The sequence below is a fragment of the Pseudooceanicola sp. genome, assembly GCF_029213205.1.
In the GTDB taxonomy this organism is placed as follows: domain Bacteria; phylum Pseudomonadota; class Alphaproteobacteria; order Rhodobacterales; family Rhodobacteraceae; genus Pseudooceanicola.
The window spans coordinates 149,338-164,797 of sequence record NZ_JARGNH010000005.1 but is presented as its reverse complement, the minus strand read 5'-3'; the positions used below and the strand labels follow the sequence as shown (position 1 = coordinate 164,797).

The following is a 15,460-nucleotide window of genomic DNA, read 5'->3' as shown; positions in this document are numbered from 1 at the left end:
GCCGCGATGGGGCTCAGAAATCGAGATCGGCGTAATGCGCAGGGGGCAGAAACCCCGACACCTGATCGACCAGGATCGACCGGAACGCCGGGCGCGACTTGATCTTGGCGTACCAATCCTTGACCTGATCGCGACGGCTCCAATCGACATCGCTGAGGTAATCCAGGCTCGACAGATGCGCGGCGGCGGCGAAATCGGCCAGGGTCATCCGGTCGCCCGCCAGCCAGCGGCGGTGATCCAGCAGCCAGGCCATGTAATCGAGGTGAAACTTGATCGCCTGGGCCCCGGCCTTGACGTTGGCACTGTCGGGATAGCCCTGTTTCATCACCTTCTTGTTGACCCGCTCATAGAGCAGTTTCGAGGTCACCTCGCTGTGGAACTTATCATCGAACCAGGCGACGATACGGCGCACCTCATAGCGGCCATCGGCGTCATCGGGCAGCAGCGATGGCTCGGGATAGGCCTCTTCCAGCCATTCGCAGATCGCCGTGCTCTCGGCCATCGTCTTACCGTCGATGCGCAGCACCGGAACCTTGGCGGCGGGGTTGCGACGCAGGAAATCGGGATCGCGTTCCCAATAGCGTTCTTCGATCAATTCACATTCGATCCGCTTTTCCGCCAGGCTCAGCCGCACCTTGCGGCAGAACGGGGACAGCGGGACGTGATACAGCTTTGCCATTTCGGCCGATCCATTTCAGCAGAGCGCCAGCCACTTCGGGCCGCGTTCGGCAGTCTTGCCGCGATTGGCGGCGCGATTCAACTGCAGATGGTGGATCAGGCGCGGGTCGGCGCGCCAATGCACCAGTCTGGCGGTGCGGCCGAGCGGCATCCCGCCGCCTGACAGGGCGCAGCCCTAGGGGCGTTCAAAACAGGCGGCACGGCCATCGACGGCGATGGTCGCGGCGCCGCTCAGGATCTTTTTGGTGCGGTTGCGCACCTGGTCAGAGGGGCGCGAGGCCGACCAGCTTTGCGGCGCCGGCAGCACCGCCGCCAGCCGGGCGGCCTGTAGATCGCTCAGCGCCTCGGGGCCAACCCCGAAATAATGTCGCGCCGCCGCCTCCACCCCGAACACGCCCTCGTCGAATTCGGCGATGTTGAGATAGACCTCAACGATCCGCCGCTTGCTCCAGAGGATTTCAACCACCGGTGTCAGCAGCGCCTCAAGCGCTTTGCGTGCCCAGCTGCGCCCGTGCCAGAGGTACACATTCTTGACCACCTGCTGGGTGAGCGTCGATCCACCACGGCGGCCACCATCCGCAAGCGCGGCGCGGATCGCCGCCATGTCAAATCCCCAATGGTTGCAGAAATTCGCATCTTCCGCCGCCACCACCGACCGGGCCATCGCCGGGGCGATCTCGCTGATCGGCACCCAGACGCGGTCAATCTCGCCCAGCCGCTGTTCCTCGGTCCACATGTAATAGCCAAGCGTCGGGTTGAACCGGCTGTGCGCCGCCACCACCAGCAACACGATCAGCACCAACAGCCCGGCCAGCCGCGCGCCCCAGCGCAAGACCCAGCGCACAAGCCGACGAAACCGACGGGGCCGCTCCGGCTGCCTGGCCTTTTTCTTGGCCTTGGGTTTGGTCTGTTTCGCCACGCGCAAGGTATAGGCGACACCCCGGTTGCGCGGAAGTCCCGGCACAGGGCGAAACGAAAAAAGGCGCGGCCGAAGCCGCGCCAGATTGAGAAACGAGGGTCTTGGAAATGTCGGAGGGTTATACCTCGGCGGTTTCAATCGCCTTGGCTTCGACCGTGTCCCCCTTGGCGATTTCGATACGGCGCGGTTTCAGCGCCTCGGGAATCTCGCGGACCAGATCGATATGCAGCATGCCGTCGGCATGGGTGGCGCCGGAAACCTTGACGTGATCGGCCAGGTGAAAGCGGCGTTCGAAGGCGCGGGTGGCGATGCCACGGTGCAGATAGCTGCGCGGCGCGGCGTCATCGGGCTTGCGGGCGGTGACGATCAGCGCCTTTTCCTTGACCTCGACGCTGAGGTCGGCCTCCGAGAAACCGGCAACCGCGATCGAAATGCGATAGGCGTTCTCATCGGTCTTTTCGATGTTGTAGGGCGGGTAGGTGGATTGGCCGGTATCCCCGGCCAGCACCCGGTCCATCATATCGGCAAGCTGGTCGAAACCAACGGTGGCACGATAGAGCGGAGCAAGGTCAAAATTACGCATCTGGGTCATCCTCTTTGAGCGATAACAGGGTGGTGCCTTCCCTAAGGGACAGGCGGTGTCGATGCCGGGGCCCGTTTCGGCGCCCCGGTGAATCAGATGTGGGAATGGGACTTCGCGGTTTCAAGGGGGCGGCGCCTGGCGGAGGGCTGCATCCCTCTCCCGCGCCAGCGGGGATCAAATTCCGGATCGAGCCATGTCGACCCGGTCAGTCCTGGGCGCGCACAAACTTGGCACCGGTGCCCTGGCGTCCACCACCCAGCCGCAGCCGCACGCCGTTGACCGGCGGAACCGCGGCAAAGTCGGGGCCACTGCCCAGCGCACCGCGCAGCTGGGTCAGGGTTTCGCCCAGCTGAGTGCCCAGAGCCACGCGCTCGCCGTCAACCTCGGCCTTGGCCGACACCACCGAGACGATGCGTGGCTCGCCACCCTCAAAGGAAAACACCGGCGCGCCGGAGGATCCGAAATCGACATCGCAGGACATGATCAACACCCCGTCCTGACGCCCCATCACGCCACAGATCTCCTGCAGGCTGGGCGCCTGGGCGCGGTCATGCGCATAAGAGACCACGCCGATCCGGTCGCCCTTGCGCGGCCGTGCGTCGGTGGCAAAGGGGATCACTGTGGTGTTGCGGATCGGCATATCCAGTTCCAGCAGCGCCACATCCTGGCGTACGCTTTCCGCCGAAACATTCGGGGTATAGCGGTATTCGGGATGCACCACCGCGCGGCGCACGCTGCGATAGGCCGAGGCGCGGCCATTGCGGAACCCGGCCAGAAACTCGATCCTGGTCGCGTCAACGCGGGTGCCGGTGTGTTTGTCGAACATGCAATGCGCGGCGGTCAGCACCAGATTGTCAGCAATCAATGCGCCGGTGCAGAATCCCTTGCCGTTGATATCGAGCCGCCCGACCGCCTCCCAACCACGACTCTGATCGCCAGTATCGAGCCGGGTCAGGGCGCCGTGACGCGACATGTTGTCGGCCAGGGTTTGCGCCATCCCGGAAACCGGAACTGCGATCAGGGCGATAAGGGCAAGGGCACGCAACATTCGGATTTCCTGTCTGACTTTCGATCAGGGATACCGGTGGTTGCGGGCGAAATTGCGGCGCGGCGCGGGCAGGGGCGGGGTGGGTTTCAGGCGATTTCGGTCAACGCCCGTGGCTTTGGCCCGCCGGTTGCCCAATCCAGCAGTTCGACACTATGCACCACCGGCACCGCGCTGCCCGATCCGATCTGCATCATGCAGCCGATATTGCCGGCCGCGATGACATCTGGCCTGATCGCCGCGAGGGTGCTGAGCTTTCGCGCCTTCAGCTGACCCGAGATTTCCGGCTGCAACAGGTTGTAGGTGCCCGCCGAGCCACAGCACAGGTGGCTGTCGGCGGGTTCCGCCACCTCGAACCCGACTCGCTTCAACAGCGCCTTTGGCGCGTCCTTCACCTTCTGCCCATGCTGCAGCGAACAGGCGGCGTGATACCCGACACGCAGCCCCTTTGGCGCGCCCTCAGGCAGGCCCAGCCGCTGCACCAGTTCGGTCACATCGACGGCCAGCGCCGCCACCTCAGCCGCCGCCTCAGCCAGCGGATCATTGCGGAAAATATGGCCGTAATCCTTCACCGTGGTGCCGCAGCCCGAGGTGTTGATCACCACCGCATCCAGACCGGCCTCCGCCTTAGCCGCCTGCCAGGCGGCGATATTGGCGGCGGCGCTCTGATGCGCGGCGTCCGCCTTGCCCATGTGATGGGTCAGCGCCCCGCAACAGCCCTGCCCCGGCGCGATCACCACCTCACAGCCCAGCCGGGTCAGCAGCCTGATCGTCGCGTCATTGATGTCGGTGTTCAGCGCCTTTTGCGCACAGCCGGTCATCAACGCCACCCGCATCCGCCGGTCGCCCTGCGCCGGGAACACCTGCGGGTCGTCGTTGCGGCTGACCGGCGGGATGGTCTTTGGCGCCATGTCCAGCATCGCCCGCAGCCGCGGATCCGGAACCAGCCGCCGGGCGGGCCGGGCAACCTTTGCCGCCAGCAGCGCCAGCCGGAACCGCATCGGATACGGCAGGATCGCGGCCAGCAGTCCGCGCAGGGCCCGGTCATGCCAGGGGCGGCGATACTGGTCTTCGATATAGGCCCGCGCCTGATCCACCAGATGCATGTAATGCACCCCGGACGGGCAGGTGGTCATGCAGGCGAGGCAGGACAGGCAGCGGTCGATATGCTTGACGGTTTTCTCGTCCGGCACCCGCTCGTTCTCCAGCATGTCCTTGATCAGGTAGATCCGACCGCGCGGGCTGTCGAGCTCATCGCCAAGAACCTGATAGGTCGGACAGGTCGCAGTGCAAAACCCGCAATGCACGCAGGCCCGCAGGATCTCGTTGGCCCGCTGAATGCCGGGATCTTGCAGTTGCTTGTCAGTGAAATTGGTTTGCATCGCGCCTCACATCAGCCCGCGGGCGATGGCCAGCCCGGCCACCGGGGCCAGGGTGGCCAACGCCGAAACATTGGTCAGTTCCGCCGCCGATTGCGGATAGCTGCGGCGCAGGGCCTGGGCCACAAACGCCACCGCGCTGACCCAGGCCAGCCACAGAAAGGCGAGCGCAATCATCACCCGACCGCCGGATCCGCCGGGCTCGATCGGCAGCAGCCGCAGCATCGCGGTCCCGGCAAACACCAAGAGGACAATACCGCTGGCCAGCAGCCGGAAAAACCCGGCTTCCGGGGCGCTGCGCAACAGAATGCCGAACAGGGCCAGACCAAGGATTGCTGCGCCAATCACGAAATAGGTCATGCGGTGCCCACCTTCTGTCGCGCGCCCATCAGGCCGGGGTTCAGAATGCCGCGCGGATCAAAGCGGTCGCGCAATCCGGTCTCCAACAGGGCCAGTGCCGGGTCGCGGGGCTGAAACATCGGCGCCGCCTGGCGCAATCGGCCATCAGCCCGCAGCAACGTCGCATGGCCACCAAGCCGTGCCAGCGTCGCGCGGATCAGCGCCGCGCCGCTGTCCCCGGTCTGCGGCACCGCCAGCCAGATCAGCCCGCCGCCCCAGTCAAACAGCGCCCGATGCGCCAGATCCTGCGCCGTCAGGGTGGCCATCAGATCCTCGGCCCGCCCCGGCATGGTCGAGATTTTCCACACGGCCTCATTACTGCCGACAAAGGCGCTGGCATCGCGGGTGGCACGCCAGAGCTCGGCGCTGTCCGCACCCTCGACCAGATCCCAACCGGCGCAAACCGCCGCCCGCAGCCTCTCGCTGCGATAGCGCACCGATCCCGCCATCCCCTCGATCCGCAGCCTTGTCTGGGCCTCGGCTCCGGTGGCGTCATGACAGGCGCCGCTGATATCAAACGGGGTCGCCAGGGCGGCCCGCAACGCGCCCAGCGCCTGATCCAGCGGCAGGTCACGGGCGATCAGCGTCGCCTCGGCCTGCGGCACCGCCAGCACTTTGAGGCTGACCTCGCTCAGCACGCCGAGCGTGCCGAAACTGCCCGCCATCAGTTTGACCAGATCATAACCGGTGACGTTCTTCATCACCCGGCCACCATTCTTGACGATCCGTCCGGCCCCATCGACAAAGCGCACCCCAAGCAAGAAATCCCGGCAGGCACCCAGTTGCACCCGGCGCGGCCCGCTGGCGTTGGCGGCGACCACACCGCCGATGGTCGGGGTGCCGTCATGGCCCATCAAGCCCCGCATATCCGGCGGCTCAAACGCCAGTCTTTGACCTTTTTCCACCAGAACACCGACAATCTCATCCACCGGCGTGCCCGCTCCGGCGACCAGCGTCAGCGCGCCCGGCTCATAGAGCCGCACCCCCGACAGCCCCGCGCTCGACAGTGGCGCACCCGTCACCGGGCGCCAGCGCAGCCTGGTGCCGCCGCCGATCACCGACAACGGTCCTGTCGCGGCCTGGATCATCTCGGCCAATTCTGTTTCGCTTGCGGGTTTCATGCTTCCTCTGGTCAAAAATATCCCGGGGGGAATCGGCCAAGGGCCGATGGGGGGCAGGCCCCCCTTATTCCGCCGCCATCCGCCTCTCGCGCCGGGCGGTGCTGACCGACAGCGGGAACACCTTGGCAGGGTTCAACAGCCATTTCGGATCAAACACATCCTTCACCGCCATCTGCGTCTCAAGATCGACGCGGTCATATTGGTGCAGCATCAGATCGCGTTTTTCGATGCCGATCCCGTGTTCGCCGGTCAGACAGCCGCCGACCTCGACGCAGAGCTTCAGCACCTCGGCACCAAAGGCCTCGCAGAGCTCCAGATCGCCAGGCTTGTTGGCGTCAAACAGGATCAGCGGATGCATATTGCCATCGCCGGCATGGAACACATTGGCGACGTCCAGCCCGTAGTCGGCCGACATCTCGCCGATCCGGCGCAGCACCAGCGGCAGGGCGCTGACCGGAATGGTGCCATCAAGGCACATGTAATCATTGATCTGCCCCATCGCGCCAAAGGCCGATTTCCGACCCAGCCAGATCCGCGCGCTTTCCTCCGCGCTCTGGCTTTCGCGTATTTCGACCGGATTATGCCGCCCGGCGATTTCGGTGATCACCGCCAGCTGTTCGGCGATTTCCTGGTCCGATCCCTCGACCTCGACGATCAGCAGCGCCTCGCAATCGGGATAGCCGGCCCCGGCAAAGGCCTCGGTGGCGCGGATACAGGGGCGGTCCATGAATTCGATCGCCACCGGCAACACCCCGGCCTCGATGATGTCGCGGACACAGGCGCCCGCCACCTCGTTGCTGTCATAGCCGATCAGCACCGGCCGGGCGCCTTCGGGTTTCGGCAGGATGCGCAGCACCGCCTCGGTCACCACGCCCAACTGCCCTTCGGACCCGCAGATCACCCCCAGCAGGTCGAGCCCGCCGGGGTCGAGCCAGGGGCCGCCGATTTCCAGCACCTCGCCCTGCATCGTCACCAGGGTCACGCCCAGCAGGTTGTTCGTGGTCACCCCGTATTTCAGGCAATGCGCCCCGCCGGAATTCATCGCGATATTGCCCGCGATGGCGCAGGCGAGCTGGCTGGATGGATCGGGGGCATAGAAAAAGCCATCGACCTCGACCGCGCCGGTGACGCTCAGATTGGTGCGTCCGGTCTGCACCCGGATAAAGCGGTTGTCGTAATCGGTTTCCAGCACGCCGTTCATCCGCGCCACCCCGAGGATCACGCAGTCGGCGGTCGGCAGCGCCCCCCCCGCCAGCGAGGTGCCCGATCCGCGCGGCACCACCGGCACCTCCAGCTCGTTGCAGATGCGCAGCACCGCGGCGACCTCTTCGGTGTTCACCGGCAAGACCGCAGCCAGCGGCGGACAGCGATAGGCGGTCAGCGCGTCACATTCATAGGCGCGCAACTCTTCGGGCGCGTCGATGACTGACCCAGCCGGCAAAGCGGCGCGCAGACGCCTGACCAGTTCGGGTTTGCGGGCCATGGCCACGGGATCGGGGACGGGCATTTCCATCGGTTTCGACCTCCCTGAACCGGGTTGCAGATGCAGCACTGACCATTGTCAGAACCTATCGCCGCCAAACCCCACTGGCAAGCGAACCCGAGGCCAAGTATTAGGGGGTATGGATTGGTCAGACCGTCTTGGGCTCTTTGCCCCGCTCGACTTTGCGGCGCTTGCGGCGCTGCTCGGGCTGTGGCTGTTGATCGGCTGGCTGATCGAGCATTCCGGAAGACGGCCTTCGGTGTCGCGGCTGGTGACGCAATACCGGCGCGACTGGATGGTGCAGATGGTCACCCGGCAACCGCGGATTTTCGATGCCCAAACCCTGGCCACCCTGCGCCAGGGCACCACATTTTTCGCCTCGGCCACGATGATCGCGATCGGCGGCGCATTGGCAATGATCGGCAATGCCGACCGGCTGACCGGGCTGGCCAACGCGCTGACGCTGGAAAGCGATCCGCCCTTTGTCTGGGAGGTGAAGGTGCTGACCATCACCGGCTTTCTGACCAATGCCTTTCTGAAATTCGTCTGGTCGCACCGGCTGTTCGGCTATTGCGCGGTGCTGATGGCCGCGACCCCGAACGACCCCGAGGATCCAGATGCGCAGAGCCGCGCCGGACAGGCCGCCGATCTGAATATCTTTGCCGCGCGCAGTTTCAACCAGGGTCTGCGGTCGATCTATTTCGCCCTGGGCACGACCGCCTGGATGCTGGGGTCCGAGGCGCTGATCGCCGCCGCCGCGCTGACCTTTGCGGTGCTGTGGCGGCGCGAATTCGCCTCACAGTCGCGCAAAGTGTTGATGGAAAGTCACGCTCACCGCAGTGACACATCTTCGTGACATGCATGGCGTCTGTGGCCTGCCTATAACGGGCGCCATGACGCCAATTCGTATCCTTGCCCTCGCTCTCATCTCAGGCCTCGCAATTGGGGCAACAGGTGCCGCCGCCGACGCGCCAGAGATTGTCAGCGCCACGGCGGCCAAGCATGGCTTGGGCTGGAACATCGAGGTGACGCTGAAACATCCCGATTCCGGATGGGACCATTATGCCGACGGCTGGCAGGTGCTGGACGAAAACGGCAAGGTTCTGGCGTTTCGCAAGCTGGGGCATCCGCATGTCACCGAACAGCCCTTTGCCCGGGCCCTGCATTCGGTGATGGTGCCGGACGGCACAAAGCGGGTGTTCCTGCGGGCGCATTGCTCGCATGGCGATTTCTCAACCGAATTGACGGAATTGCAGCTGGAACGCTGAGTCGGCTGACCGCCTGCCAATGGTCCAAATGCCAAAGGGCGGCCCTGCGACCGCCCCTTGGTGTTACCTGACCCTCAGCCCATCGCCCATTGCAAGGCGGGTTACTCGGCCGGGATCGCCTGATCCGGGATGCCGACCGGATAGGGCAGCTTGTTCAGCATCTCTTTCGGCACGATCTGGACGAATTTGTCCTTTTCGTTCTCCCAATGCTGGAGGATATCGGCGGCCTTGCGGCTTCCGGTTTCTTCCAGGTGGCGGCGGATCAGCCCCTCCATCTGCGCCAGCCAATGGCCTTCGATTCTGGTGCAGGTGATGATGGTTTCCTGGTTCATCAACGCCTCGGCACTGCCGTCGGGATCATAGAGATAGGCCATGCCCCCGGTCATCCCGGCGCCGAAATTTGCACCGATCGAGCCGAGGATCACCGCCACCCCGCCAGTCATGTATTCACAACCGTTGGAGCCGCAGCCCTCAATCACCACCTTGGCGCCGGAGTTGCGCACCGCGAATCGCTCACCGGCCCGCCCGGCGGCGAAGAGGAAGCCATCGGTGGCGCCATAAAGCACGGTGTTGCCGATGATCGTGTTGTCGGCGGCGACCAGCGGGCTGGCCATTGGCGGACGCACCACAATGGTGCCGCCGGACAGGCCCTTGCCGACATAATCATTGGCCTCGCCCGCGACTTCCAGTTTCAGCCCCGGCGCGGCAAAGGCCCCCAGCGATTGCCCGGCCGAGCCGGTCAGCTTGACCGTCAGGTGGTTGGGTTGCAGCGCGTTGCGCATGCCGAATTTGCGCACGATATGGCTCGACGTGCGGGTGCCGACGGTGCGGTGGGTGTTCTGCACTGCATAGGACAGCTGCATCTTTTCGCCATCGCGCAGGAACCGGGCCGCATCGCGGACGATTTCGGCATCCAGCGTATCCAGCACCGGGGTCCGTTCCCGGTCGCGGTTGTAGACAATGTTCTGCGCGCCATCGACGGTGATCAGCAGCGGGTTGAGGTCGAGATCGTCGAGATGATCGGCGCCCCGGCTGACCTGGTGCAACAGATCGGCCCGGCCGATCACTTCGTCCAGCGACCGTGCCCCGATCGAGGCCAGAATATCGCGCACCTCCTGCGCGTAGAAGGTGATCAGGTTCACCACCTTGTCAGCGGTGCCGCTGAACTTGGCGCGCAGATCCTCGTCCTGGGTGCAGACCCCGACCGGGCAGGTGTTAGACTGGCACTGGCGCACCATGATGCAACCCATTGCGATCAGCGCGGCGGTGCCGATGCCGTATTCCTCGGCCCCCATCATCGCCGCCATGACGATGTCACGTCCGGTGCGCAAACCGCCATCGGTGCGCAGGGTGACGCGGCTGCGCAGGTTGTTCATCGCCAGCACCTGATGCGCCTCGGTCAGGCCCATTTCCCAGGGCAGACCGGCGAATTTGATCGAGGTCGCCGGGCTGGCACCCGTGCCGCCATTATGGCCGGAAATCAGGATCACATCCGCCTTGGCCTTGGCCACGCCAGCAGCAATCGTGCCGACGCCCGAAGAGGCCACCAGCTTCACCGTCACCTTGCAGTTCGGGTTGATCTGTTTCAGGTCATAGATCAGCTGCGCCAGATCCTCGATCGAATAAATGTCGTGATGCGGCGGCGGGCTGATCAGCGTCACACCCTTGGTCGAATGGCGCAGCCGGGCGATCAGTTCGGTCACTTTCATGCCGGGCAGCTGGCCGCCCTCGCCAGGTTTGGCGCCCTGCGCGACCTTGATTTCCAGCTCTTCACATTGGTTCAGATATTCGGCGGTGACACCGAACCGCCCCGAGGCGACCTGCTTGATCTTGGCGCTTGGGTTGTCGCCATTCGGTTCGGGCACGAAATGCGCCGGATCCTCGCCGCCCTCGCCGGAATCCGACTTGGCGCCGATCCGGTTCATCGCGACATTCAGGGTTTTATGCGCCTCGGGCGACAGCGCCCCCAGCGACATGCCCGGCGTCACGAACCGCTTGCGGATCGAGGTGATGCTTTCCACCTCTTCCAGCGGGATTGCCGTGCCCAGTGGCTTGATCGCCAGCAGATCACGCAGATGGATCGGCGGGTTGGCCTGCATCCGGGCCGAATATTGCTTCCACATCTCATAGGAGGCGCGATCGCAGGCCGCTTGCAGCATATGCATGGTCTGCGCTTCCCAGGCGTGGGTCTCGCCGCTTTTCCGGGATTTGTAGAAGCCGCCGATGGGCAACACATCCTGACCGCCAAGGAATCCCTTGCGATGGATGTCCTCGATCTTTTTCTGGATGCCGGACACACCGATGCCGCTGATCCGGCTGGTCATGCCGGGGAAATAGTCGGCGCACATCGCCCGAGACAGGCCGACCGCTTCAAAGTTCAGCCCGCCGCGATAAGAGGAAACGACAGAGATCCCCATCTTGGACATGATTTTCAGCAGGCCCTGGTCAATCGCCTCGCGATAGCGCGCCACGGCCTCGGTCAGGGTGCCCTCGATCAGGCCCTTGCTGATCCGATCGGCAATCGTGTCTTCGGCCAGGTAGGCGTTGACGATGGTAGCACCACAGCCGATCAGCACCGCGAAATAATGCGGGTCGATGCATTCGGCGGAGCGGACCCCAAGCGAACAGAAGGTGCGCAGGCCCTTTTTGGTCAGCCAGGAATGCACCGCGCTGGTGGCCAGAATCATCGGCATCGCGACCCTGTCCGGCCCCTGCATCTGATCGGTCAGCACGATATGGCCACCGCCCGACCGCACCGCATCCTCGGCCTCGGCACGGATCCGTTCCAGCCCCTGGCGCAGGGCATCGCGACCGCCATCGACGGCAAAGGTGCAGTCAATCTTGACCAAATTGGCGTTGAAATGGCTCTTCAGCTCGTCAAATTGCGCATTCGCCACGAACGGGCTTTCCAGCACCAAGATCTCGGTCTGGGCGCTGCTTTCATCCAGCACGTTCTTGAGGTTGCCGAAGCGGGTTTTCAGGCTCATCACCCGATACTCGCGCAGGGAATCGATCGGCGGGTTGGTGACCTGGCTGAAGTTCTGCCGAAAGAAATGGCTGAGCGAGCGATACTGATTCGACAGCACCGCCGAGGGCGTGTCGTCGCCCATGCTGGCCAGAGATTCCTTGGAATCCTCGACCATCGGGGCGAGCATCTGCTCGATCTCTTCCATGGTGTAACCGGCGGCGATCTGGCGTTTGCGCAGCTCACTGCCCTCGAACACCGGGGTTTCAGTGACCGCGCCCAGCGCCTCTTCGAGGTCGTTGATCTTGCCGACCCATTCGCCGAATGGCAGCGCCTTGGACAATTTATCCTTGATCTCGGTGTCGTGGTAGAGCTTGCCCTTTCTCATATCCACCGCGATCATCTGACCCGGGCCAAGCGCGCCCTTTTCGCGCACCGTCGCCTCGTTGGTCGGCACCATCCCAGCCTCGGAGCCCGCGATCAGCAGCCCATCACCCGTGACGACATAGCGAATCGGACGCAGGCCGTTGCGGTCCAGCCCGCCACAAACCCAGCGGCCATCGGTCATCGCCAGGGCGGCGGGGCCGTCCCAGGGTTCCATCACCCCGTTGCAATAGGAATACATATCGCGCCAGGCTTTGGGCATTTCCAGCGCCTGTTTCGACCAGCTTTCGGGCACCAGCATGGTCTTCGCCATCGGCGCCGAACGACCGGCGCGCACCAGGACCTCGAACACCGCATCCAGTGCGGCGGAATCCGAAGACCCGCCGGGGATGATCGGCTTGATATCCTCGGCCAGGTCACCAAAGGTGCCGCTGGCCATCCGGATCTCATGGCTCTTCATCCAGTTGACGTTGCCCTTGATCGTGTTGATCTCGCCGTTATGGGCCAGCATCCGGAACGGCTGGGCCAGCCACCATTGCGGAAAGGTGTTGGTGGAATAGCGCTGGTGATAGATCGCAAATGCGCTCTCGAACCGCTCGTCCTGCAGATCGGGATAGAATTCGCTGACCTGTTCGGCCAGCATCATGCCCTTGTAGATGATCGACCGGCAAGACAGCGACGCGATATAGAGCCCGCTGATCCCAGCCGCCGAGACGGCTTTTTCGATGCGCCGCCGAATGACGTAAAGCTCACGCTCAAAGGTTTCCTCGTCGACGCCTTTGAGGTTGGAAATCAGGATCTGCTCGATCTCGGGCCTTGTGGCGTTGGCCTTTTCACCCAGGCAGCCGACATTCACCGGCACATGGCGCCAGCCGTAGATGTAATAGCCCATCCGCAGCACTTCGGCCTCGACGATGGTCCGGCAGGATTCCTGAGCCCCGAAATCGGTGCGCGGCAAGAACACCTGGCCAACCGCCATCAACTGATCCTTGCGCGGTTCGTGGCCAGTGCGCTTGATCTGGTCGTAAAAGAACGGCACCGGGATTTCGACATGAATGCCCGCGCCATCGCCGGTCTTGCCATCGGCATCCACAGCGCCACGGTGCCAGATCGCCTTGAGCGCCTGAATGCCGGCTTCCACCACCTTGCGGCTTTTCTTGCCCTCAATCGACACCACCAGCCCGACACCGCAGGACGATTTTTCGTCTTCCAGCGAGAACATGCCGTTCTCGGACATCCACTTGCGTTTGGCTTCTTCGGCGCGGGCCCAGTTTTCGTCATAAGTGGTCATGTCATTCTCCATCCAAAGAGATGCCGTATTTCGCCAGAACCTCGGCACGGGTCATCAGCTGATGTTCCCCGGCATAGGCAAAGCTGTCCGGTTTTTGGTCGATATAGATTTCGCTGCGCATCGTCAGGCCATTGGCGTCGTCAAGGATCCCCACCGGGATCTCGTAATTCGCCGCCATCGGGCCGTCGGCGGTGATGTGATAATAAAGCCCGGTGCCGCAGCGCCCACACCAGGCGCGTTCGGCCCAGTCTGAGCTTTGCAAAGTGCGGATCTGCGCCTCGCCCTGCCAGGTCACCGACGCCCGTGGCACAGTGATGCCAAGGAAGGCCGAGCCGGTCCAGCGGCGACACATCTCGCAATGGCAGGCGCCAAATTCCCCAGGCACGTCGGTTGCTGTGAACCGCACCGCGCCGCACATGCAGCCGCCTTGTCGTTCGTTCATCTCGGCCTCCGCCCTTGTCTGTCAATCAGACCCTATTGCGCCGCAATCGCCGCCGTGCCGTCGAGATAGCCGAGGATCGCCTCGGCGCTGTCGCGGCCATCGCGGATCGCCCAGACCACCAGGCTGGCCCCGCGGACGATATCGCCGACCGCATAGACCCCGTCGAGGTTGGTCTTGCCGCTGCCGTATTCGGCGCGGATGGTGCCCCAGCGGGTCACTTCCAGCCCGTCGTAGCCCCAAAGAAGCGGCAGGTCTTCGGGTTCGAATCCCAGCGCCTTGATCACCAGATCGGCGTCCTCGACATAGCCCGATCCCTCGATCACCTCGGGCGCCTGACGGCCCGACACATCCGGGGCACCGAGGCGCATTTTCTGCACCGTGACGCCGCTGACCGGGTCGCCGGAAAACGCGACCGGGGCCGAAAGCCAGACGAAATCGACGCCCTCTTCCTCGGCATTGGCGACCTCGCGCTGCGAACCGGGCATATTGGCGCGGTCACGACGGTAGAGGCACTTTACGCTCAGCGCGCCCTGGCGGATCGCGGTGCGCAGGCAATCCATGGCAGTGTCACCACCGCCGATCACCACCACACGCTTGCCGCTGGCATTCAACTCGCCGCTCTCGAATTCCGCGACCCTATCGCCGAAATTCGCGACCCGGTTGGAAGCGGTCAGATAGTCAATCGCCTTGACGATGCCCTGGGCACCGGAGCCCGGCCCGCCCAGATCGCGCGATTTATAGACGCCGGTGGCGATGAGCACCGCATCGTGCTTGCCACGGATCGCGTCAAAGCTGAGATCCTCGCCAACGGCGCAATTCATCACGAATTCGACGCCGGATTGCTCCAACTGGTCGATCCGGCGCATTACCACCTCTTTTTCCAGCTTGAAGCCAGGAATCCCGTAGGTCATCAGCCCGCCGGCACGGTCATTGCGGTCATAGACAGTCACCTGCACCCCGGCCCGGCGCAGCATATCCGCAGCCGCCAGCCCGCCCGGCCCGGCACCGATGATGCCGACCGATTGATCCCGCTCGACCGGTGGCGCGATCGGTTTCACCCAGCCCTGCTCCCAAGCGGTGTCGGTGATGTATTTCTCGACCGCACCGATGGTGACGGTGCCATGCCCGGCCTGTTCAATGACGCAATTGCCCTCGCACAGCCGGTCCTGCGGGCAGATACGGCCACAGATCTCGGGGAAAGTATTGGTCGATTGGCTGACCTGGTAGGCCTCTTCCAACCGGTTTGTGGCGGTCAGGTTCAGCCAGTCGGGGATGTTGTTGTGCAGCGGACAATGCGACTGGCAATAGGGCACACCGCATTGGCTGCAGCGCGCCGCCTGCTCGGCAGCTTTGGCTGCGGCATAGTCGGCATAGATCTCTGCGAAATCGTGACTCCGCTCTTCGGCGGCACGCTTTGTCGGCATGTCGCGGCTAACGGTCACGAATTTGAGCATCGGTTGCTTGGCCAAGGCACTGCCTTTCTGTCGGGATTCCGGTCGTTGC

14 protein-coding genes are annotated in these 15,460 nt (G+C 64.0%); 2 read left to right on the top strand and 12 right to left on the bottom strand.

Annotation, left to right across the window (positions count from 1 at the left end):
* Window positions 1-13 precede the first annotated feature (13 nt).
* The 9 genes from P1U48_RS06465 to P1U48_RS06425 form a co-directional block, all read right to left on the bottom strand.
* Entirely contained in the window at window positions 14-679 is a 666-nt protein-coding gene (locus P1U48_RS06465; RefSeq protein ID WP_301068121.1) for a glutathione S-transferase family protein, read from the bottom strand.
* A 15-nt stretch (window positions 680-694) separates the two neighbouring features.
* Complete coding sequence (locus P1U48_RS06460) at window positions 695-829, bottom strand: hypothetical protein (RefSeq protein WP_301068120.1); 135 nt, start codon at window positions 827-829, stop codon at window positions 695-697.
* 24 nt (window positions 830-853) lie between these two features.
* Window positions 854-1,642, bottom strand: a complete 789-nt coding sequence (mtgA, locus tag P1U48_RS06455) for a monofunctional biosynthetic peptidoglycan transglycosylase (RefSeq protein WP_301068119.1) — start codon at window positions 1,640-1,642, stop codon at window positions 854-856.
* Between the two features lie 73 nt (window positions 1,643-1,715).
* Entirely contained in the window at window positions 1,716-2,180 is a 465-nt protein-coding gene (locus P1U48_RS06450) for an Hsp20 family protein (protein ID WP_301068118.1), read from the bottom strand.
* Window positions 2,181-2,385: 205 nt separating this feature from the next.
* Window positions 2,386-3,228, bottom strand: coding sequence for a trypsin-like peptidase domain-containing protein (locus P1U48_RS06445; protein ID WP_301068117.1), 843 nt, complete (start codon window positions 3,226-3,228; stop codon window positions 2,386-2,388).
* Window positions 3,229-3,314: 86 nt separating this feature from the next.
* Window positions 3,315-4,607, bottom strand: a complete 1,293-nt coding sequence (gene glcF, locus P1U48_RS06440) for a glycolate oxidase subunit GlcF (protein WP_301068116.1) — start codon at window positions 4,605-4,607, stop codon at window positions 3,315-3,317.
* Between the two features lie 6 nt (window positions 4,608-4,613).
* On the bottom strand, window positions 4,614-4,964 hold the full coding sequence (locus P1U48_RS06435) for a hypothetical protein (protein ID WP_301068115.1): 351 nt from the start codon (window positions 4,962-4,964) through the stop codon (window positions 4,614-4,616).
* Window positions 4,961-6,124, bottom strand: coding sequence for an FAD-binding protein (locus P1U48_RS06430; RefSeq protein ID WP_301068114.1), 1,164 nt, complete (start codon window positions 6,122-6,124; stop codon window positions 4,961-4,963). The genes P1U48_RS06435 and P1U48_RS06430 overlap by 4 nt, the downstream gene beginning before the upstream one ends.
* 64 nt (window positions 6,125-6,188) lie before the next feature.
* Window positions 6,189-7,637: an FAD-linked oxidase C-terminal domain-containing protein gene (locus P1U48_RS06425; protein ID WP_301068113.1), complete on the bottom strand. Its 1,449-nt coding sequence runs from the start codon at window positions 7,635-7,637 to the stop codon at window positions 6,189-6,191.
* Window positions 7,638-7,746: 109 nt separating this feature from the next.
* On the opposite strand from P1U48_RS06425, the gene P1U48_RS06420 reads away from it, so the two are divergent.
* Together P1U48_RS06420 and P1U48_RS06415 are read left to right on the top strand one after the other, a co-directional pair.
* Window positions 7,747-8,463 (top strand): DUF599 domain-containing protein, encoded by a 717-nt coding sequence (locus P1U48_RS06420; protein WP_301068112.1) that lies wholly within the window; start codon window positions 7,747-7,749, stop codon window positions 8,461-8,463.
* A 37-nt stretch (window positions 8,464-8,500) separates the two neighbouring features.
* Window positions 8,501-8,875, top strand: a complete 375-nt coding sequence (locus tag P1U48_RS06415; RefSeq protein ID WP_301068111.1) for a hypothetical protein — start codon at window positions 8,501-8,503, stop codon at window positions 8,873-8,875.
* A gap of 101 nt (window positions 8,876-8,976) precedes the next feature.
* On the opposite strand, the gene gltB is transcribed toward P1U48_RS06415, so the two are convergent.
* From gltB to P1U48_RS06400, 3 genes are read right to left on the bottom strand one after another with little or no spacing between them, the layout of a single operon-like run.
* The gene (gene gltB, locus P1U48_RS06410; RefSeq protein WP_301068110.1) at window positions 8,977-13,515 is read right to left on the bottom strand and encodes a glutamate synthase large subunit; all 4,539 of its coding nucleotides are present in this window, start codon (window positions 13,513-13,515) and stop codon (window positions 8,977-8,979) included.
* Between the two features lies 1 nt (window position 13,516).
* Window positions 13,517-13,957, bottom strand: a complete 441-nt coding sequence (locus tag P1U48_RS06405; RefSeq protein WP_301068109.1) for a GFA family protein — start codon at window positions 13,955-13,957, stop codon at window positions 13,517-13,519.
* Between the two features lie 32 nt (window positions 13,958-13,989).
* Complete coding sequence (locus tag P1U48_RS06400) at window positions 13,990-15,426, bottom strand: NAD(P)-dependent oxidoreductase (RefSeq protein ID WP_301068108.1); 1,437 nt, start codon at window positions 15,424-15,426, stop codon at window positions 13,990-13,992.
* Window positions 15,427-15,460 lie beyond the last annotated feature (34 nt).